The 20712-nt window shown below is 52.0% G+C and carries 19 protein-coding genes; 15 read left to right on the top strand and 4 right to left on the bottom strand.

The genetic code is table 11. The features are described 5' to 3' along the window. Positions 1-156: 156 nt before the first annotated feature. Entirely contained in the window at positions 157-3795 is a 3639-nt protein-coding gene (locus BQ7382_RS04505; RefSeq protein WP_077390940.1) for a transglycosylase domain-containing protein, read from the bottom strand. Between the two features lie 173 nt (positions 3796-3968). On the opposite strand from BQ7382_RS04505, the gene BQ7382_RS04500 reads away from it, so the two are divergent. After that, complete coding sequence (locus BQ7382_RS04500) at positions 3969-6476, top strand: ComEC/Rec2 family competence protein (protein ID WP_077390939.1); 2508 nt, start codon at positions 3969-3971, stop codon at positions 6474-6476. Positions 6477-6479: 3 nt separating this feature from the next. Further along, positions 6480-7541 carry a DNA polymerase III subunit delta gene (holA, locus tag BQ7382_RS04495; protein ID WP_077390938.1) on the top strand — a complete coding sequence of 354 codons (1062 nt, stop codon included), beginning with the start codon at positions 6480-6482 and terminating at the stop codon, positions 7539-7541. Between the two features lie 4 nt (positions 7542-7545). Here the strand turns inward: holA and recN are convergent, their stop codons facing one another. Together recN and BQ7382_RS04485 are read right to left on the bottom strand one after the other, a co-directional pair. Continuing rightward, positions 7546-9189, bottom strand: coding sequence for a DNA repair protein RecN (gene recN / locus BQ7382_RS04490; RefSeq protein WP_077390937.1), 1644 nt, complete (start codon positions 9187-9189; stop codon positions 7546-7548). A gap of 27 nt (positions 9190-9216) precedes the next feature. Beyond that, the gene (locus BQ7382_RS04485) at positions 9217-9681 is read right to left on the bottom strand and encodes an arginine repressor (RefSeq protein ID WP_077390936.1); all 465 of its coding nucleotides are present in this window, start codon (positions 9679-9681) and stop codon (positions 9217-9219) included. A 373-nt stretch (positions 9682-10054) separates the two neighbouring features. Between BQ7382_RS04485 and ruvC the strand changes: the two genes are divergently transcribed. The 7 genes from ruvC (at position 10055) to BQ7382_RS04450 (ending at position 16753) form a co-directional block, all read left to right on the top strand. Further along, entirely contained in the window at positions 10055-10555 is a 501-nt protein-coding gene (gene ruvC, locus BQ7382_RS04480; RefSeq protein WP_077390935.1) for a crossover junction endodeoxyribonuclease RuvC, read from the top strand. Positions 10556-10570: 15 nt separating this feature from the next. Further along, on the top strand, positions 10571-11176 hold the full coding sequence (gene ruvA, locus BQ7382_RS04475; protein WP_077390934.1) for a Holliday junction branch migration protein RuvA: 606 nt from the start codon (positions 10571-10573) through the stop codon (positions 11174-11176). A 72-nt stretch (positions 11177-11248) separates the two neighbouring features. After that, positions 11249-12301: a Holliday junction branch migration DNA helicase RuvB gene (gene ruvB, locus BQ7382_RS04470; RefSeq protein ID WP_077390933.1), complete on the top strand. Its 1053-nt coding sequence runs from the start codon at positions 11249-11251 to the stop codon at positions 12299-12301. A gap of 79 nt (positions 12302-12380) precedes the next feature. Then, positions 12381-13490 carry a tRNA preQ1(34) S-adenosylmethionine ribosyltransferase-isomerase QueA gene (gene queA, locus BQ7382_RS04465; protein ID WP_077390932.1) on the top strand — a complete coding sequence of 370 codons (1110 nt, stop codon included), beginning with the start codon at positions 12381-12383 and terminating at the stop codon, positions 13488-13490. 57 nt (positions 13491-13547) lie between these two features. Beyond that, the gene (tgt, locus tag BQ7382_RS04460; protein ID WP_077390931.1) at positions 13548-14678 is read left to right on the top strand and encodes a tRNA guanosine(34) transglycosylase Tgt; all 1131 of its coding nucleotides are present in this window, start codon (positions 13548-13550) and stop codon (positions 14676-14678) included. Positions 14679-14682: 4 nt separating this feature from the next. Continuing rightward, positions 14683-15849, top strand: coding sequence for a 23S rRNA (uracil(1939)-C(5))-methyltransferase RlmD (gene rlmD / locus BQ7382_RS04455; protein WP_077391224.1), 1167 nt, complete (start codon positions 14683-14685; stop codon positions 15847-15849). 7 nt (positions 15850-15856) lie between these two features. Beyond that, on the top strand, positions 15857-16753 hold the full coding sequence (locus BQ7382_RS04450) for a cation diffusion facilitator family transporter (RefSeq protein WP_077390930.1): 897 nt from the start codon (positions 15857-15859) through the stop codon (positions 16751-16753). Between the two features lie 11 nt (positions 16754-16764). Here BQ7382_RS04450 and BQ7382_RS04445 read toward each other — a convergent pair whose 3' ends face one another. Continuing rightward, on the bottom strand, positions 16765-17442 hold the full coding sequence (locus BQ7382_RS04445) for a methylated-DNA--[protein]-cysteine S-methyltransferase (protein ID WP_328587312.1): 678 nt from the start codon (positions 17440-17442) through the stop codon (positions 16765-16767). Between the two features lie 41 nt (positions 17443-17483). On the opposite strand from BQ7382_RS04445, the gene BQ7382_RS04440 reads away from it, so the two are divergent. From BQ7382_RS04440 to BQ7382_RS04415, 6 genes are read left to right on the top strand one after another with little or no spacing between them, the layout of a single operon-like run. Beyond that, a complete protein-coding gene (locus BQ7382_RS04440; RefSeq protein ID WP_077390928.1) occupies positions 17484-18116 on the top strand; it encodes a GyrI-like domain-containing protein in 633 nt (210 codons plus the stop codon). 30 nt (positions 18117-18146) lie between these two features. After that, positions 18147-18431: a DUF1905 domain-containing protein gene (locus BQ7382_RS04435; protein ID WP_077391223.1), complete on the top strand. Its 285-nt coding sequence runs from the start codon at positions 18147-18149 to the stop codon at positions 18429-18431. A gap of 20 nt (positions 18432-18451) precedes the next feature. Further along, positions 18452-19147 carry an alpha/beta hydrolase gene (locus BQ7382_RS04430; RefSeq protein WP_077390927.1) on the top strand — a complete coding sequence of 232 codons (696 nt, stop codon included), beginning with the start codon at positions 18452-18454 and terminating at the stop codon, positions 19145-19147. A gap of 20 nt (positions 19148-19167) precedes the next feature. Next, entirely contained in the window at positions 19168-19515 is a 348-nt protein-coding gene (locus tag BQ7382_RS04425) for a DUF2200 domain-containing protein (RefSeq protein WP_077390926.1), read from the top strand. A 43-nt stretch (positions 19516-19558) separates the two neighbouring features. Continuing rightward, a complete protein-coding gene (locus BQ7382_RS04420; RefSeq protein WP_077390925.1) occupies positions 19559-20101 on the top strand; it encodes a pyridoxamine 5'-phosphate oxidase family protein in 543 nt (180 codons plus the stop codon). 26 nt (positions 20102-20127) lie between these two features. Further along, entirely contained in the window at positions 20128-20646 is a 519-nt protein-coding gene (locus tag BQ7382_RS04415; RefSeq protein WP_077390924.1) for a nitroreductase family protein, read from the top strand. Positions 20647-20712: the final 66 nt, after the last annotated feature.

Genomic DNA, 20712 nt, shown 5'->3' with positions numbered 1-20712 from the left:
GCAGGTCTGTTATTGTGATACGGATCCGCCAGTGGTGCATGTGATCGCACATAAAAAGACGAGGCTTTGACACCGTTCGTGTCATCGCCTCGTCTTTTCGTGTGTCTGAAGTATTCGAAGCTTTACCGGGCGGGCGTGCTGCCACCCTAGTGAATATTATCCGGTAGTGTTGGTATTATCACCACCGGTATTACCGCCGGTGTTACCACCAGTGTTGCCACCGGTGTTTCCGCCGGTATTGCCGCCGGTGTTACCACCAGTGTTGCCACCGGTGTTTCCGCCGGTATTGCCTCCAGTGTTACCACCAGTATTACCACCGGTGTTATCACCTGTGTTCTCGCCACTGGAGTTGTTCTCCTCGTTCTTAGGGACCTCCTGAGGCGTAGTCTCTTCTTCCTGGGTCTCCTCGATAGTCTGCAGTTGTGATTTGGTAGGCTCAGTACCCTTCGTGTAGTACTCGCCGTGGTATTTGACCACGTTGCTCGGCATGCTCTTGTACTTGCCCTGCTTTGCGGCAGGGATCTGGTTCATTATGCGTCCCCAGAGTCTTGCAGCCATTCCGGATGCAGATGTGAGCTGGATGTTCACGTCTGTTCCTATCCACAGCGCGGCGGAGTAGTTAGGAGTGAATCCGCAGAACCAGATATCATAGTTATTCTCTGTGGTTCCCGTCTTACCACCGGACTGTACCCCGCTGATGGCGGCGTTGCTTCCGATACCGTCAGATACGACCGACTTCAGCATGTCTGTCATTATCCATGCTACGCCTTTGTCCAGAACCGTGTGTGACTTTGACTTTGACTTAAGGAGAACTCCGCTGCTGTCCTCGACGGTGGTATAGCAGATGGTATCCTTTCGCACACCGTTGTTAGGGAAGGTAGCATACGCTTCTGCCATCTCGTAAGGAGAAACTCCGTTGGAGAGACCTCCCAGAGCCAGAGAAGCAGGACCTGCGTCCTTGCTTCCCGTTGATTCATCGAGATCCAGCGATGAAATGCCGAATTTCTTGATCGTGTTGGCGACGTTCTTGTATCCCTCCTGCTCGTAGAGCTTTACGGCTACGGTGTTGATGGACTGCTGGAGGGCGTATCTCATGGTGACGTTGCCCTTGAAGCCGTTGTAGGAGTTCTTAGGCCATATCTTTCCGTCGAAGGTCAGCGGCTCATCCTTGATGATGGACGAGGCCGTCAGATAATCGCCGTATCCGTCGGCACCCTGCGTGTCGTTACCAGGGTCCTTGAAATCGAAGGTCTTGCCCTGGCTCTCGGCCTCCTTGCTCATCTGAAGTGCCGTGCTGTAGACGCCTATCGGCTTGATGGAGGAACCAGGCTGCCTCGTGTTGGTGGCTCTGTTGTACAGGTTTGAACCTGTCACACCTCTTCCGCCGACCATTGCCTTCAATTCTCCGGTGCCGACCTCGGTGATGACCATCGCCGCCTGAGGCTGCACGACCTTCGCCTGCATGGTATATGCCTTTTCCGTAAACGCCGGGTGACCGTCCACCTCGGTGAACATGTCGCTGTTCTTATTTATATACTCAGCGGAGATCACCAGATTGCCATTCTTGTCCAGCGACTTGTACTGAGCAGGGATGTTTATGTATCCGCCCGGATAGATGTAGATCGTCCCGTCCTCGGTGACGTAGGAGGACTTGAACTCCAGACTGTAGTCAGTACCGCTGGAGGTGCTGGTCTTGTATATGTTCAGCCTCTTGTTCTTGTAAACCACCAGGGAGCCGTCGCTCTTCTGCTTGTACTCGCCATCCTGGAACACGAACTTTCCGTCAGTGATCATGTTCGCGTAATCGTAGAGGATGATGGAGCCCGAATCGGAAACGATGTTGTTGTTTCCGTCCTTCTGCAGGTTGGTGAGTCCAGGGAAGTTCGAGTTGTCCTCGAACTCCTTCTCGATGACATCCTGAGCCGTCTCGTCCATGGTGGTGTGTATCTTCAGTCCGCCTGCATAGACCAGGTCCTGAGCCCGCTTGTAGCTCATGTTGTATTCGTCTTGAAGGTCGGAGATCACCTGGCTTATGACGAAGTCCGTGAAGTACGAAGCGTTGTCGTCTGACTCCGCGATCGTCGGGTTGATAAAGGAGGAAAGATCCTTTCCATATGCTTCATCATGCTCGCTCTTGGTGATGTACCCCTGATCCTTCATCAAATCGAGGCAGATGTCGCGCCTCGACTTGGATATATCGTTCACCACGTAGTTGTTTCCATTTACGGTTATCACAGTGCCGTCGACGGTCGCCGTGTCCTGAGGCACCAGGAAAGCATAGGAATCCGGTGACTGAGGGAGGGCGGCGAGCGCTGCGCTCTCCTCGAGGGTGAGATCCTTTGCGTGCTTGGAAAAATAGGTCTCCGAGGCGTCTTCTATGCCGTAGTTTCCGAAACCGAAGTAGATGCTGTTCAGGTACGCGGTAACTATCTCTTTCTTGGAAAGAGTCTTTTCTATCTCGTGAGCATAGTACATCTCGATGATCTTACGCTTGAGGCTTCGCTGGCTCTTGATCTCTGGGAGGTAGACGTTCCTCGCCAGCTGCTGGGTGATCGTGCTGGTCCCGCTGATCCCGCCTCCGGTGAAGGACTGGAGAACAGCTCCTGCCATTCTGGTCCAGTTGAAGCCGTGATGCGTCCAGAACGTCTTATCTTCCAGCGCCACGAATGCGTCGACCGTCTGCTTGTTAAGGTCACTGTATTTGATGATGGTCCTGTCCTGGCCGTAGCTCACGGTATCGATCTCGTTACCGTCCTGATCGTAGATCACTGAGGACTGTGAGATCTGGTCATATATATTTGACGGATCGATCTTCGGGGCGGTGGCAATGATCAGCACAGCGGAGAAGATAAAGATCACTATCATTGCTCCGACCACAGCGAAGGCATTTCGAACAGTCTTCTTCACGCTGAAGAGGCGAGGGCGGTTCTTGACGCTCTTGCCGTTCAGTGTGACGGTATCTCCACCGTCCGGGTCGTAGGCAGGGTTCTCCCTGGTGAACAGCTCTATCAGGGTCTCCTTCGGATGCTTCAGTTTTTCCTTTGCAACCTCTAGTTTAGGATGCTTCTCAGCCGCTGCCTTAGTACCTGTGGCCTCCTCAGATCTGTGGTGAAGGTGCCGCTTTATCCTGTGTCCTTTTTCTTCAGGATCCTGACCGCTGAGCTGAGCATCGATACGCTTCAGGAAATCATCGTCATCAGGGCTGTCAGAAAGCGGAAGGGATGGTTCTGCGAACTGTGGTGCCTGGACCCGCGACTGTGGCCTTGCTGTATTATGACGTGCAGCGCTCTCGGCCATGTGCCTTTCCACTCTGGACTGGTGATGTGGTTGCTGAGTTGCAGCGGACTTGCTTGCAGCAGTGGTCCGGGCAGCATGGGCGCTCTCTGAGATCCCGGTATGTGCGGCGTGATCGCTGCCGGCCTGAGCGGCAGGACTGACACCGGCCTGCTCCCTGTCCTGTTTCAGCTTCATGCGGGCCATGGCCTGGGCCAGTTCACGCATCTCCTGCTGCTTTTGAGCCTGGGACTTCTGAGCCTGCGCTATTTCCCTGGAAATTTCCTCAGTGGTGCCCGGGCCTGCCTGGCTCCTTTTGCTTCCCTGAGAATGGTCGGATGATGTCGCAGCAGAAGTTTTCCTGGCAGCCGCCTCCTGCTGTTCGCGGAGACGCTTTCTCGCCATTGCTCTTGCCAGAGCCTGCATCTCCTTCTGTTTGCGCGCGTCGTCGCTGGCAGGGGTGGAAGAAGCGGGTCTCTTGCCGTTTATGTTATTTGAGTTTGGTTTCTTGTTTTCTGCCATAGTAGTCCTTTCAATAATCGTTTCATTTTAACATTTTTCACAATTCAAATGAAACATAACTGACGGTTTCCCAGAAATTTTCAGAAAATCTTTATATTAGAAGGTAGAACTCTGGCACGATCTGTTGTCTGATCGGCATTTTTTACAAAAAAATACATTTTAACGTCATTTAAATGCACAATTGTTCAGACCCCGTTGATTCTGTGATCCTGCGAGGGTATTGTCTGGAAAAAGGGTTTTCAGCGGGTGCCGGAGGCGGGCAGGGAGACGGAGCTATGATCAGGCGCAGGCTTTTCGCGTATACCGTGTCGATGATGTGGGGCGTTTTCGCCGGATATATATTGATGGACAGGGGGATGATGCTTGAGGGACTGCTGGTCATCCTTTCCGGGATATTTGCTGTGGTCGTACTTGCAGGAAACGGGGAGATAGGGACAGGTGATCTCGCGTGCCTTCTCATTTGGGCCGGTATCGGACTTTCACTGATCGCCTGGTACGGGGCGCGGCTTGAAGAGAATTACGATTCTCTGTCCAGGACGAATTCCGCTGAATTTATATCTGGCAGGATCGTAGACGCGAGAGAATATAAAAACGAAGATGGGCAGAGGGACAAGCTCAGGCTCACGGTCAGTGACGGCCGCGGAAGGAGATTCCTGCTGCCGGTAGATGTGAAGGGTCATCCTGAGATACTGGAAAAAGAGCCTCTCCTCCTCGTCGGACGTTTCGTCAGTGTGCGCGGAATATGGGAAAGAGCGGAAGGAGCCAGGAACCCCGGCATGTTCGACTACGGAAATTATCTGAAGAGCAGAGGCATCGCAGCCGTGGCAGAGCCCTGTGAGATCTCGCTGAGCGGAGATCATCATGCTGCTTACACACGAAATGGTGACCTCGAACTATTCGAAAAGGATATGCAGGACATCATTTGGGGAGCACGAAGGATCCTTCTCAGAAAGCGCATCGATTTTCAGAATGCTTTCCGAGAAGACAGGCTCACGCGGGAATTCATTAAGGGAGCGGTCTTCGGGGACAAATCGGGCCTGGACGAAGAGACATACGACGAATTCGCCCTGAACAATACGGCTCACATACTCACCGTCAGCGGTCTCCATCTGGGGATCATATATGGGGCGCTGAAGTCTCTGACGAGATCAAGAAGGACACTCGCCGTCTCAATAGTGATAATATCCATGCTTTTCATATATGGAGAGATGACTCTGTGGAGCCCGTCGACTGTGAAGGCCTGCATCATGTTGACCGTCTCGGCCTTCGCCACCCATGTGAGGCGGCCTTTTGACCTGCTGTCTGCCCTCAGCGCTGCGGTAATGGCGATGCTGGCTATCCAGCCGTACCTCATTCTTAATACAGGCTTCCTGATGTCCGGACTGGCGATGATGGGCATGGCATTCCTTTCCGGGCCGCTGGAGCATTTCCTGGGAAGAGGACTCGGTACGGCCGCAGGAGTGCAGGGTGCCATGACACCTTTTACGGCATTTTCTTTCAACAGCATGAATCCATTCAGCCTCTTCATAAACATACCGATGATATTCCTGGCGTCCATTTTCGGTCCCGTTGCCATATCATCCCTTTGTGTGATGACCGTCACGGGAACATGTCCTTCTCCTGCCAGAATTGCGCTGGAAGGTCTGAGCCATATGATCGTGAGGTCAAACAGCATTCTCGCGACTGGTGCGGCCGACTTCGGGATCGTATCGATACCGGCATGGACGCTGGCCCTGCTGTATCTTGGGATGTTCTACATGTCATCCGAGTTCGCCACGGTACGGATAATAAGAAAAGAGTGGAAAAGGCTCCTTACCGTCATGTGCATTCTCGCCATCCCCGCAGGGGCCGCCGGGTACGCGGCGGGAAGCCATTTTTTACAGGACGACCTGATATTCCTCGACGTGGGGCAGGGAGACGGCATCCACATCAGGACGGGTGCCGGAAATTTCCTTGTGGACGGCGGAGGGTCGGACAGATATGACATCGGAAAGGACACACTAAGGCCTTATCTGCTCAAAAACGGCTGCTCCAGCATCGATATTTCTTTTCTCACACATCTGCACCAGGACCACGCCCTCGGAGCAGAGGAGCTGAGGGAGGTATTTCCGGTGAGAACGGTGGCGGTCTCGGAGAGATATGGAATTGGAGACCTGAAAAACATCACCGGCACGGGCCGGGTGTTCCGGCTTTCTCAGGGAGACAGGGTGGGTCTTGGCAGGGATGCCTGGATGGAGGTCGTCTGGCCGCTTGATGAGACTGGAAACGGAATGGAAGGCGAGGATGACGTCAAGGCCTCGTCCAATGACAACGAGATGAACATGGTGATGATCTTTCACATAAACAATAAGAAGGTGATGATCACGGGGGACCTCCTTGAGGAAGATGAAACCGCCATGGTAGAATACTACGGCCAGTCGGACAAGCTTAAGTGCCACGTGCTCAAGGTGGGCCATCACGGGAGCAGGAGCAGCTCCTCGGAGGCTTTTCTCGAGGCGGTGGATCCGGAGATAGCGGTGATCCAGGTGGGGAGGAATAACCTTTACGGACATCCTCACCGTGAGGTCCTGGAGAGGCTGGAAAAAAGAAAAATAAAGGTATACAGGACGGACGTGAACGGGGCCGTGGGGATCAGGCTCAGGCCGGGAGGGATCGCCGTCCACAGCATGATAGGGGAATGAGAATTGTCATATAAGGATTTTGCAGAGGACTTCAGGAGCGGAAGGACGGGGAGCGTGTTTTTCTTCTACGGAAGGGAAAATCTGCTCATCCGCTGGGCTATAAACGCGGTGATCAATAAGTACGTGACTCCCGAGTACAGGGACCTCAACGTTTTACAGCTCGACGAATCGGCGGACATGGAAAAGGTGGTATCCAGTGCCATGACGTACTCCATGTTTCCGGGAAAACGGGTGATACTGGTCAGGAACCTGCCCGTCCTGCACAGGAAGGGAAAGGAAAAGAGCGCAGAGGACGACGCTGCCAGGAAGCAGCTGGAGCGGCTTGCAGGCGAGCAGCCAGACTCTTCGATAATTATTTTCTATCTGGACAGCATGTACAGCGGGAGCGGGAAGCTGAACGCCGCTGGGAAGGCACTTGCGAAGAAGTGTTCAGCATACGAGATGGGGGCCATAAGTCCTGCCGAGCTGAAGCAGTTCATCAGCAAAAGACTCAGGGCAGCTGATAAGCTCATCACCACGAAGGACATGGACTATCTGGTGAGCGTCACCGGATACTTCAACAAGGAGAGCACCGTCACGCTGGACGAGATAGAGAAGAACCTGGAAAAGCTCACCGGGGCAGAGGACGGGCAGCGCATAAGCCGCGAGCTGATCGACGAGATGATGACCGGCGACGAGGAGCGGTTCGTCTTTTCAATGATAGACGCACTTGGCAGGAAGGATAAGAGGACGGCATTTCAACTGATCCTGAACAATCTGGAAAAGGCCGAGAGCAAGAGCGATGAAAACAAGATCGCAATAAGCCTCACGGGACTTCTCACAAGCCAGCTGGAGATGATGTACGATTCCCTTGAGCTGAGCGAGAGGGGGATGACGCCAAAAGAGATGGCGAAGGAACTCGGAGCCAATGAGTACCGGCTTTCGAAGGCGTATCAGGCGGCGAGGGGATATGGGAAAAAACACATAAAAAATCTGCTGATCCAGGTCTACGACATAGATCAGCAGTTCAAGACAGGTCGTATGGAGAGCAGCCTGGCTCTTGAGCTATTTGCGGCATCCATCTGAGTGATCATTCGGATCGCTCAGGCTGCCCGGATCCTTCTACACTGCTTATGAGCTCTTCGGCGGCTTCCATGGAGCGGTTCGAAGTGCCGCCGCTGAACAGTGCTGCAAGCATTCTGACTTTTCCCGGGCGGTCCAGGTGGGTGATCCTGGTGGAGGACCTTCCAGTGGAAAGGTCTTTTTCTATGAGGAAGTTATCCTCTCCGTATGCGGCTATCTGAGGGAGATGAGTGATGCACAGGACCTGATGGTGCTGTGATATCTCTCTGAGTTTCTTTCCCACAACGAGGGCGGTGTGACCGCTGATACCGGTGTCTATCTCGTCGAATATCATGGTGTCCACGTCGTCGGATTCTCCGATTATGTGCTTGAACGCCAGCATGATCCGGGATATCTCTCCTCCGGATGCCGTGCTTGAAAGTGGCCTTAGCGGCTCACCCGGGTTGGTGGAGATCATGAACTCCAGGGAGTCATATCCGCTTGCGGTGACCTCTGGCAGCCTGGTGAACTCTACTTTGAACTGGTCATTGGCGAAGTCCAGGTCGTCCAGCTCCTTCACCATCGCTTTTTCCAGTCTCTCCGCAATGGCGTGGCGGAGCTCCGAAAGCTGATCTCCGTCCATGAGCACCGCTTCATAGGCCTGATCTGCCGCCTTCTTGAGACGTTCTTTTTCACCCTGAAAATTGGTGATGAGCTGTAGCTTCTCATCAAGCTCTTTTCCGTAGGCGATTATCCCGTCCACGTCCATCTTGTACTTCCGCTTGGCATCTTCTATGGCACTTAACCGTTGGGATACCTGGTCCATGTCCTCCTCGGAGAAGTCCATGCCCTGTGACATGCGGCGAAGGCTGTCGGAAACGTCCTCCAGACGGTAGTAGATGTCGTTCAGCTCCTGGGCCGTCTGCTCGAGTTCCGGACTGTACTGGGACACTCCGGAGATCAGCTCTGCGCACCGGCCGATGATCTCTGATGCAGAAGGCTCGGATTCATGGAGAAGCTGGTGTGTGCCCTCGACTGCGGTGTAGATCCCAGCGCTGTTCTTCATCAGCTGAAGCTGGTTCTCAAGCTCCTGGTCCTCGCCGGGAGTGAGGCCCAGCTGATCTATGTAGTCGAACTCGTACTGGAAGTAGTCCTTCTGTCTCCTGTATTCTGCCTCCTCACGGAGGACCTTGTCATACTCGCCCTTTGCCCTTCGCCATATTGCATAGTCGTGTCCCATCCTGGAGAGGGTCTCCTCGAGGTCCTGGTGGCCGTACCGGTCCACCATCGCAGTGTGATTCTCCGGATCCATGATCGGCTGGTTGTCGTACTGACCGTGGATGTCCGCAAATCCCCGGCAGAAGTCCCGGAGCTGTCCGACGGTGACGAGCTCGCCATTGATCTTAGCCAGACTTTTTCCAGAGGCCAGAAGCTCACGCCTGATGACAAGATCTTCGCCGTTGTATTCTCCGGCGATCTGGATCACGGCTTTATCGGCGCCTCTTCGCACCATAGAAATATCCGCCCTGCTTCCCAGGGCGGTACTTATGGCCTGGACCAGTACGGACTTTCCGGCTCCGGTCTCACCTGTTATGACGCTGAGCCTGTCTCCCATCTGAAACGAGACATGCTCTATCGTGGCGAAATTGTCTATGGTTACAAAGTTGATCATGAAAAATCTCTGGTACTATCTGATCGATCACTCCTGATCTCTTTTGGTGATTATCTTGTCGAATGTCTTGATGATATCTGAAACGTGATCTACGCTGTCAACTACAACCAGCATGGTGTTGTCTCCTGCCACGGAACCAACGACGTGAGGGAGTTCCAGGCAGTCGATGGCCTCTGCAGCAGCGTTTCCGCATCCCGAAAGAGTCTTTACCACGATGAGATTCTCAGCGGCTGAGTAGCTTACCGTGGTGTCCCGGAAGATGCGGATGAATCTCTCGGAAATTGGCTGGTTCTCGTTCCTGTTCTCGGCATACTTGTATCTTCCATTGGAAGTGAGCGCCTTGACCAGTTGAAGATCCTTGATATCCCTGGAGATGGTGGCCTGTGTAACATTGTATCCCGCCTGGCTCAGCAGTTCCTGGAGCTGATCCTGAGTTTCGACGTCATGGCTGCTGATTATCTCCAAAATCTTATTCTGTCTTGAGTACCGCATATGTAACCTCCGTTTAGTCGTCATGCGGGGCGGCATTTATTCACCATGAGTATAGCATATTCAGTAAAAACTATGAATAAATCTTTGCAATGTATTTTGTTGTTATTTTAGAGAAATTTACTGTAATACCGTAATTTTACCAAACAGAAAAGTTCATTCACGGCGCGCGGGCAGACGGCCTGTATTGTATATTCGTGAATATTTAGTCATATTACGATAAGAAAATGTCGAGGTAAGGGAAGTGACCGGGCCTGTCCGTTAGACATATATCCGCAACTCGGGTATAATTACAATGATTTTTTGTGCGCTGAAATCAGAGGGCGATGCTCGTTGCTGGTCTCGGTCGCGATCAAGAAAGGAAACACATTTTATAATGAGGATATTAGGAATAGACCCCGGCTACGCCATACTTGGCTGGGGGGTCCTGGACTACTCCGGGAACCATTTCAAGACGGTGGCGTACGACTCTCTGCTTACGGAAGCAGGGGAGCCGATGCCTGACAGGCTTAAGACCCTGTACAATGGCCTGGAGAAGATAATACTTGAGCATCAGCCCGACGAGTGTTCCATGGAGGAGCTATTCTTCAACAGGAACGTCACCACCGCCATAGGTGTAGGTGAGGCCAGAGGTGTGGCCATGCTGGCATGTGCCGTACATGGCATAACCGTCTACGAATACACCCCGATGCAGATCAAGATGGCTCTCACGGGATACGGAAAGGCCGATAAGAAGCAGATGCAGCTCATGGTCAAGACCATCCTGAATCTGAAGGAGGTCCCGCAGCCCGACGACACCGCGGACGCCGTAGCGGCGGCGATATGCCACGCCCACTCAGGGGGCAGCCGTGTGAGCAGGCTCCTGAACCAGATGTAAACAGAGGACAGATCGATGATAAGACATATCACAGGAGAATATCTCTATTATGAAAAAGGAGCAGTTGTGATCCAGACCGCCGGAGGCATAGGCTTCCGGGTCTTCGTCACGGATCTCTCGCCGATCCTGAACTCTCGTGAGGGCGATACGGTGAGTGTTTTCACCTACATGGCCGTGAAAGAGGACAGCATGAGCCTCTACGGCTTTCCAGACAGGGACAGCCTGGAGCTCTTCCAGCAGCTCCTCACGGTGAGCGGCGTAGGCCCGAAGGCGGCAATGGCCATTCTTTCCCTCGGTTCGGCAAATCGCGTCAAATCATACATCGCGGCGAAAGACGCAAAGTCACTGGCCAAGGCACAGGGCGTCGGTAAGAAGTCGGCCGAGAGGATCATCCTGGAGCTTTCGGAAAAAGTGAGTGCCGTCCCGGAGGAAGACGGCGGCCTCCAGGGGGTACAGGGAGGAGATATCCCGGCTCTTACCAGCGAGAGGAACGAGGCTGTGATCGCCCTCACAACACTGGGATATACCAGAAAGGAAGCAGAGACAGCAATCGCCAGTGTGCCGGAGGAAGATCTGGATGCCGAGGAATACATCAGAATGGCACTGAAGTACCTTCTCTGATGTCAGTGTGATGTGAAGTTATCCGGAGCCCCGGTGCTCCGTCATTGAAGAAGAGTTAAAGGCAAGGAGAAAATGGCAGCAGACAATATCACGTCCGGGAAGATGAAACCGGGAGAACTTAACGGGGAGATGACCCTGAGGCCCCAGTACCTAAGCGAGTACTGCGGGCAGTCGAGAACAAAGGAAAACCTTTCCATATATATAGAAGCGGCCAAGATGAGAGGAGAATCCCTTGACCACGTCCTTTTCTACGGTCCGCCGGGGCTTGGAAAGACCACATTGGCCGGGATAATAGCCAACGAGCTCGGAGTTGACATCAAGGTGACATCGGGCCCGGCCATAGGCAGAGCCGGCGACCTGGCCGCCATCCTGACGAATCTCAACGAAAACGACGTGCTTTTCATAGACGAGATACACAGACTGAACCGTTCCGTGGAGGAGGTGCTTTACTCCGCCATGGAGGACTTCGCCCTGGACATCATAATAGGAAAGGGCCCTGCAGCCAGGTCACTCAGGATCGACCTGGCCCACTTCACACTCATCGGTGCCACGACCAGGGCTGGAAGCCTTTCGGCTCCTCTGAGAGACAGGTTCGGGATAATCTCCAAGTTCGACTTTTACACTAAAGAAGAGCTTAAGGAGATCCTGTACAGATCCGCCAACAAGATGGGCATCACCATAGACGACCAGTCCCTCAACGAGCTGGCGGGCAGAAGCAGAGGAACCCCTAGAATTGCGAACAGGCTCCTGAAGAGGGTGAGGGATTTCAGTGAGGTGATATCCGACGGAAAGGTGAACCTGGCCATCACCAACAAGGCTCTCGATGCTCTGGGCATAGACGACATGGGCCTGGAAAAGCTGGACAGGGACATTCTGACGACAATAATCAAGGGCTTCGGAGGAGGTCCCGTGGGTATTGAGACCATCTCCAGTGCCATCGGTGAAGAGAGAGTCACATTGGAAGACGTGAACGAGCCTTTCCTTATCCAGCAGGAACTCATATACAGGACGCCAAAGGGACGAATGGCCACAAGAAAGGCCTATGAGCACATGGGCCTGGAGGCCCTGTATTCTCAGGACGGACAGAGGAAGTTCAACCTGCAGGACCTGGATCCGGAGGATTGACGACCTGGACGTGCGAGCCGCAACGAAATAACAAATAAATTTTATGTGTAAATAAATATTCGAGAGGAATCTTAACATAATGAAACTGGAAGAATTTGATTACGACCTGCCGAAGGAGCTTATCGCTCAGGTCCCGTCCCAGCAGAGGGATCACTGCAGGCTGATGGTTTTGAACAGGGAGACGGGCTCCATAGAGCACCGTCATTTTTATGATATCAAGGACTATCTGAGACCCGGAGATTGTCTTGTCCTCAACGATTCAAAGGTCATCCCGGCGAGGCTCTACGGCCGTAAGGCCGGCACGGGCGCACATATCGAACTGCTGCTGATAAAACGTCTTGAGGGAGACCGGTGGGAATCCATGGTGAAGCCGGGAAAGAGACTGAAAGAGGGAGACACGGTGGTATTCGGCAGGGAGGCCCTGGAGTTCGATGAAGAAAAGTCCGGGGAAAACGGATCAGCTGAGACGGGAGACTTTTTCCGCGCTCACATCGAGGGGATCTGTAACGAGAACGATGGCACCCGCGTCATCCGTTTCGAGTATTCCGGGATCTTCATGGAGAGGCTGGAAGAACTCGGCACCATGCCGCTCCCTCCTTATATAGAAAGAGCCGCTGACTCCAGCGACAGGGACAGATATCAGAACGTCTACAGCAGGATAGACGGTTCAGTGGCCTGCCCGACGGCGGGGCTCCACTTCACGGAAGAACTCCTCAAGGAGATAAAGGACATGGGCGTAACGCTTGCCTTCGTGACCCTTCACGTAGGCATAGGAACGTTCCGCCCGGTCAAGTGCGAGAACGTGGAAGACCACAAGATGCATTTCGAAGAATATTCGATCTCCCGTGAAAATGCCGACATCATCAATGATGCCATCGATCAGGGCAGGCGGATCGTGTCCGTAGGCACAACATCCACCAGGACGCTGGAGAGCGCGGCGGTCCTTGATGAGGTCACCGGAAACTACCATGTTCAGGCCGGACACAACAGCACGGGGATCTTTATCTATCCGGGATACGAGTTCAAGGTCATAGACGCCCTGATCACCAACTTCCACCTGCCTAAATCCACGCTGATAATGCTGATCTCTGCCTTCTACGACAGGGAGAAGATCCTGGAGGCGTACAGGGAGGCAGTGAAGGAAAAGTACATGTTCTTCAGCTACGGAGACGCAATGCTCATCGAGTGATGGGGATGCGGCCCCGCGGCAGTGACTACTGAGAACGACAGGAAGGAATTTTTTTGTATGAAAAAAGCCCTCAGCTACGAGCTGATAAAGACCGATTCTAGGACGAAGGCCAGGAGAGGCCGGATCACCACGCCTCACGGCACCATCGAGACGCCGGTTTTCATGCCGGTCGGGACCCAGGCCACGGTGAAGGCCATGAAGCCGGAGGACGTGGAGGCACAGGGTGCGGAGATCATCCTCTGCAATACCTACCACATGTATCTGAGGCCCGGTTCGGATATAGTAAGAGAGGCCGGAGGACTTCATGAATTCATGAACTGGCATAGGCCGATCCTGACGGACAGCGGCGGGTTCCAGGTGTTCAGCCTGGGCAAGATGAGGAAGATCACCGAAGAAGGCGTGAGGTTCCAGTCCTACATTGACGGATCCCGCCACATGATGAGGCCGGAAGACTCCATCCAGGTGCAGAACGACCTCGGTTCGGACATCATAATGGCCTTTGACGAGTGTGTGTCGTATCCCTCGGAGAGAAGGTATGTTGAGGATTCCTACAAGAGGACTACTCGTTGGCTGGAGCGCTGCGTGAACTACCAGAAGAACAGCGAGAGCCGGGAAAAGCAGGCTCTCTTCGGCATCATGCAGGGTGGCATGTTCAAGGACCTCAGGGCCGAGAGTGCGAAGGAGATCACACAGTTCGACCTGCCGGGATACGCCATCGGAGGGCTTTCCGTGGGAGAGCCGAAGGAACTGATGCTGGACGTGCTGGACGACTGCGTGGACTATCTTCCTTCGGACAGGCCGCGGTACCTTATGGGCGTGGGCACGCCGGACTACCTTTTTGAAGGAGTAGAGCGCGGCGTGGATATGTTCGACTGCGTGCTCCCTACGAGGCTGGCGAGACACGGGGTGGCAATGACCAGCCACGGTCCTGTCAACATCAAAAACGCAAAATACGCCAGGGACTTCACTCCTCTCGACGGCGAGTGTGACTGCTATTGCTGCGGGAACTACACGAAGGCCTACCTGCGCCATCTTTTCAAATCCCAGGAGATCCTGTGCTCAATGCTCCTTTCAGAACACAACATCAGGTTCCTGGTCCACATGATGGAAAACATCAGAAAAGCTATCGAAGAAGACAGATTTCTGGAGTACAAGAAGGAATTTTATGACAAATACGGAGAGTTTTAAGGATATGGAAAAGGATATGCCGGTCTGCCCCATAAGCGAGGACTGCGGTGGGTGTATCTATCAGGGGGTGCCATATTATGAACAGCTGGCAGAAAAAGACCGTGGCGTCCGCCGGCTCCTGGATAAGTATGATGTTGATCCATCTGTTTACCAGGGGATGGTTCCTGCCATTGAGAGATACAGGTACAGGAACAAGATGGAATATACCTTCGGGGATCTTGAAAAGGACGGCCCGCTGACTCTTGGCATGCACAAGAAAAAGCATTTTATGTCCATAGTCACCAGCGACTGCTGCCAGCTGGTTCCTGAGGATTTCAACAGGATCCTCAGAGGAACGCTGGATTTCTGCAGGGACAGAGGATACCGGTTCTACCATAAGATGTCCCATGAAGGGCTTCTCAGGAATTTAGTGGTCAGGAGAGGTGTGAAGACAGGAGAACTGCTGGTTGACATAGTGACAAGCAGCCAGGTGGAGTTTGACGAGGACGGGTTCCTGGCAATGCTCCAGGGCCTCGAGCTTGATGAGGAACTCGTGGGAGTCCTACACACGGTTAATGACCGTGTGGCCGACGCTGTCATCGACGAGGGGACAAAGATCCTATACGGCCGCGACTACTACAACGAGGAGATACTGGGACTGAGATTCAAGGTCAATGTGTTTTCCTTTTTCCAGACCAACATTCCCGCGATAGAGCGGCTCTACAGCGATGCCCTCGAACTCCTCCCGGACATCGACAGCAAGAACGTCTTCGACCTCTACTGCGGCACCGGCACCATAACCCAGCTCATGGCTTCCAGAGCCAGGCACGTTACGGGTATCGAAATAGTTCAGGATTCAGTGGATTCGGCTCTGGCTAACACAGAAATCAACGGCATTGAAAATTGTGACTTCATCTGCGGAGATGTGCTGAAGGTCATCGGACAGGTAGAGGAAAAGCCTGATATGATCGTGGTGGATCCGCCACGGGCGGGGATGCACGACAAGGTGGTGGACATCCTGTCGGGGTACGGGATCCCGCACATCATGTACATCTCATGCAACCCGAAGACGCTGTGCATTAATCTCCAGCGGTTCAAGGGCAGAGGATACGAGCCGGTGTATATCAAGGCGTATGATAACTTTCCGGGGACGAAACACGTGGAGACGGTCTGTCTGATGGGAAAGGGGTAGTGAAAAAATGGATAAGATATCAGATAATAAAATCAATGAAGCGAAGATAGTCAACCGGGTCTCCGTTATCGGGATCACCGGAAACATCATTCTCTCTGTGTTCAAGCTCATTGCAGGAATACTTGGACACTCGGGAGCAATGATATCAGATGCAGTACATTCATTGTCAGACGTGTTTGCAACCGTGATTGCATATATGGGAGTAAACATGTCAAAGAAGAAACCTGACGAGGAGCACCAGTATGGCCATGAAAGGATCGAGTGTGCAGCCTCTCTGATACTGGGATTCATTCTTCTTATGACAGGCTTCGAGATAGGTATCGTGACTGTCAAGAAGATGATCAGTGGACAACCTCTGGCTGTTCCGGGAATGATCGCTTTGATCGCCGCTATTGTTTCAATTGCGACAAAGGAAGCAATGTTCCACTATACAATGCATTGTGCAAAGATATTGAATTCGGAGGCTTTCATGGCAGATGCCTGGCATCACCGCTCCGACGCCCTTTCGTCAGTTGGTTCTCTTATAGGTATTGGTGGGGCCAGACTTGGATTCCCGGTCCTGGATCCGGTGGCCAGTCTTTTTATCTGTCTGTGCATCTTCAAGGTAGCTTATGATATTATCAGGGGCGCCCTGGACAACATGATCGATACCTCGTGCGGCAGGGAGTATGAAGACCGGCTGTCTGAAATGATCATAAAGGTTGATGGTGTAAAAAGGGTCGACATGCTTCACACGAGGATCTTCGGAAACAGAATATATGTTGACGCCGAGATCGCCGTGGATGGAGCCATGACACTGGATGAGGCACATTCCATAGCCGAAAAGGTCCACGACCGGGTCGAGGCACATGACAGCAATATTAAACACATCATGATCCACGTGAATCCTTACCATGAAAAATAATGGAATTGGAGTTATGTATGACAATGGAAGGCAGTGGATTTCCGCAACGTATCTATATCCACACCTTCCAGCTCCAGGAGAGCTTTTTTTCTTAAGATCCCGCCGCCGTATCCGGTCAGACTTCCGTTGGCGCCCACCACACGGTGACATGGGACAATGATACAGATGGGATTGTGTCCCACCGCACCGCCCACGGCCTGTGCAGACATTTTTTCAAGGCCCCTTTCTCTTGCTATTCTGTCAGCGATCCATCCATATGTCACAGTTTCTCCGAAGGGGATCTCACACATGATCTCGCCCACACGGTTTCGAAAGTCCGAACCAACCAGATGCATTTTCGGCACGAAGCCGGGATCGCGGCCTGTGAAATAAACATCCAGCCACCTTTTCGTCTGTTCAAAATATTCTGTATCACGGGGGACAGCATCTTTTTTCAGCCCAAGGCCTGTATATCTGCCGCCTTCCGTAAACCAGAGCCCGGTAAGCCCTTCTTCATCTCCCGCAAGCAGAATATTTCCCAGAGGTGATTCATAATGGTTGGTATAGATCATTCTGACCTCCCGATCATTCTCGCCATTCAGAAATAGTATGCACTCTCTGGAAAGTATAATACTGATGGAGCAAAACACAAGCAAGGTTGCTATAATAATGTCAATGCGCTGGTGAACGGTGGATCGATACGCTGGCATTGAAGATCGATGAATATCGCATGTAAACAGGAGGTCGTCACATGGCGTTTGATTATAAGAAAGAATACAAAGAATTTTACATGCCAGAGAAAAAACCGTCCATCGTGACGGTTCCCAGCATGAACTACATTGGAGTTCGCGGTCAGGGTGACCCTGATGAGGAAGAGGGCGAATACAAGCAGTCCATCGGACTGCTCTATGGGATCGCCTATACCATAAAGATGAGCAAGAAAGGCGATCATCATATAGACGGGTATTTTGATTTCGTGGTTCCTCCTCTTGAAGGCTTCTGGTGGCAGGATGGAGTAAAAGGTGTAGATTACAGTCGCAAGGAGGATTTCCGGTGGATCTCACTGATACGTCTCCCGGATTTCGTGACCAGCGAAGATTATCAATGGGCCGTGAGAGAAGCGACAAGGAAAAAGAAAACCGATTTTTCAAAGGTCGAATTTCTGTCCATTGACGAGGGACTTTGTGTTCAGTGCATGCACATCGGTCCTTATGACGCTGAGCCGGAAACAGTAGCGCGGATGCACGAGTTTATCGATCAGCAGGGATATACTCTGGATATCACAGATGAGAGGCACCACCACGAGATCTATCTGAGTGATGCCAGAAAGGTGTCACCGGAGAAGCTGAAGACTGTGATCAGGCACCCGATAAAAAAAGCATAGATGTGCATCGCAGCAGGAAGGAGCAAGTACATGAAAGAAAAATATTCTTTTGATGCAGCGATCGAGCCGGTTGAGGGCAAGGGTGGTGCATTCGTCAGGGTGCCTGTCGACATACGAGCCGAATCTGGAAAAGGAAGACTAAAAGTACATGCGGAGTTCAACGGCGTTCCCTACGACGGCAGCGTAGTCAACATGGGAGTAAAAAACGAAGACGGATCTATCTGCTATATTATCGGGGTCCGTAAAGATATTCAGAACAAAATGGGGAAGGGCATAGGTGACGAGGTACATGTGGACCTATATCCTCAGGTATGATCTGTGAAAGAGAAAATAAAATGAACTGGGAAAAAGAAGTATTTACTATTGATGGAAAGAACTGCATTGCATATATGTGCGGCAAGCCCGGATATCTTCTGCTGCAGCCGGTGGATGAACACGATATAGAAGCCCTGGGTGAGGAGATGGAGATCCTGTCCGCAAAGGCAGATGAAGGCATTCTTTTAGTTGCGTTTCAGGCTGAAAACTGGAACGATGAACTGTCGCCGTGGCCCATGCCTGCGGTCTTTGGAAAAGAAGGATTCGGAGGGCTCGCAGGAGAGACTCTTATTTTTACAGAAAAAAAGTTACTGCCTCAGGTCCGTGAAGAATACGGCCTTGACGAGAACGTCAGGATCATATTAGGGGGATATTCGCTGGCAGGGCTGTTCAGCCTTTGGAGTGGCTATCAGACGAAAACCTTCGATGCCATAGCCGCCGCTTCTCCTTCTGTGTGGTTCGAAGGTTGGGTCCAATACGCAGAAGAACACAAGCCTCTGACAGATATGATCTATCTCAGCCTGGGAGACAGAGAAGAAAAAACAAAGAACAAGATAATGAGGCGTGTGGGTGATGCCATCAGGACACAGGCGGAGATCCTGAAAGAGCAGAACATTACAACTACGTTGGAATGGAATGCAGGAGGCCATTTTCAGGATTCCGGGGAAAGAACGGCCAAAGGCTTTCTGTGGTGCATAGAAGCTGACCGGGCATAGCAAAGGGAGTGGTTTATCTTATGGAAAATGAAAAAGTATTTGCCATGAAGTTTTCTGCCGTTTATCCGCTGCTGGTGAAGAAGGCGGAGCGTAAAGGCAGAACTAAGGGTGAGGTAGACCAGCTTATCTGCTGGCTTACCGGATACGATGAAAAACAGCTGCAGGAGCAGCTGGACAGAGAGGTGGACTACAGAACCTTTTTTGAAGAAGCTCCCCAGATGAATTCAAATTACCACTTGATTACAGGAAGCGTTTGCGGCGTTAAGGTTCAGGATATCCAGGACCCGCTCATGCAAAAGATCCGCTATCTCGACAAGCTGATCGACGAGCTGGCAAAAGGTAAAGCAATTGAAAAAATCATGAGATAAGTGGAACAGATATAAATGAGTTTTACAATAAAAGGAGGTAAGAATGACTGACGAACAATTTTCTCAAGCTATCTCCTTCTGGACGAAGAAGGATCAGGGAGAAAAGAGGTTAGATCATGAGAGGCTTTCCGGGTGGATCGACGATTTTCTCTCTTCTCACAAGGTACTGGCCCTGGCAGTCTGCACCAGGAATTTCATCCGCTGCACACCTCTGGAATATTCATGGCATGATGGTGCGCTGTGGATTTTCACAGAAGGGGGAATGAAGTTCAAGGCCCTGCAGGATAACCGGCACGCTGCAGCGGCGATATTTGACCCTGACCCATCCTTCGGCGGTCTGAAGTCCATTCAAGTTGAAGGAAATTTAGATATAATAGAGCCTTTTACAGATGAATATATTTCAGCTGCAGCATTCCGGAAGATACCTCTGGAAACACTGAAAAAGCTGCCTGAATCCATGTGGCTCCTTAAACTGGTGCCGACAGAGATGACATGCCTGAATTCAGATTTCAAGAAGAACGGTTACGGAAGCAGGCAGATCTGGCGAGCAGTGGGTGAAACGGGAGGAACCGTCCGAATTAATTAAAGACTGATAAGAAAGGAGATTCTGATATGAATAATTTTCTGGATCTGGCAAAAGAGCGTTACTCAGTGCGTAAATTCACTGACAAGCCTATAGAAAAGGATAAGTTGGAAAAAATTCTGGAAGCAGCCAAGGTGGCGCCGACAGCAAAAAACCTTCAGCCAGTGAAGATCTATGTACTTCAGAGCGAGGAAGCTCTGAAAAAGATAAATGGTCTGACCAGGTGCATCTTCGGGGCTAAGATAGTATTCCTTATCGCCTATGACAAGGAAAAAGAGTGGCACAATCCCCTGGAAGAAGGCGTGAGATCCGGACAGGAAGATGCTTCGATCGTCGCAACTCACATGATGATGGAAGCAGCAGACCTGGGAATAGGCACATGCTGGGTGAACTTTTTCCCGAACACAGAGACCGCAAAAGCCTTCGGCCTGCCGGACAATCTTGTTCCGGTTCTCCTGATGCCTGCAGGATATGCAGACCCGGACTGCAAGCCGGCACCGAGGCATACTGAGTATCCAGAATGGGACAACATGGTGGAGTGGCTGTAATGCAGTCTGGAGCGCTGGTCTATCAATAAGAGCAGCAGAACAGACAACGGAAAGCAGGTGATGACA

The sequence above is a fragment of the Mobilibacterium timonense genome, assembly GCF_900155555.1.
GTDB classification, from domain to species: domain Bacteria; phylum Bacillota; class Clostridia; order Peptostreptococcales; family Anaerovoracaceae; genus Allobaileyella; species Allobaileyella timonense.
The sequence above is the reverse complement of the archived record's forward strand: the minus strand, read 5'-3'. Positions and strand labels throughout refer to the sequence as shown.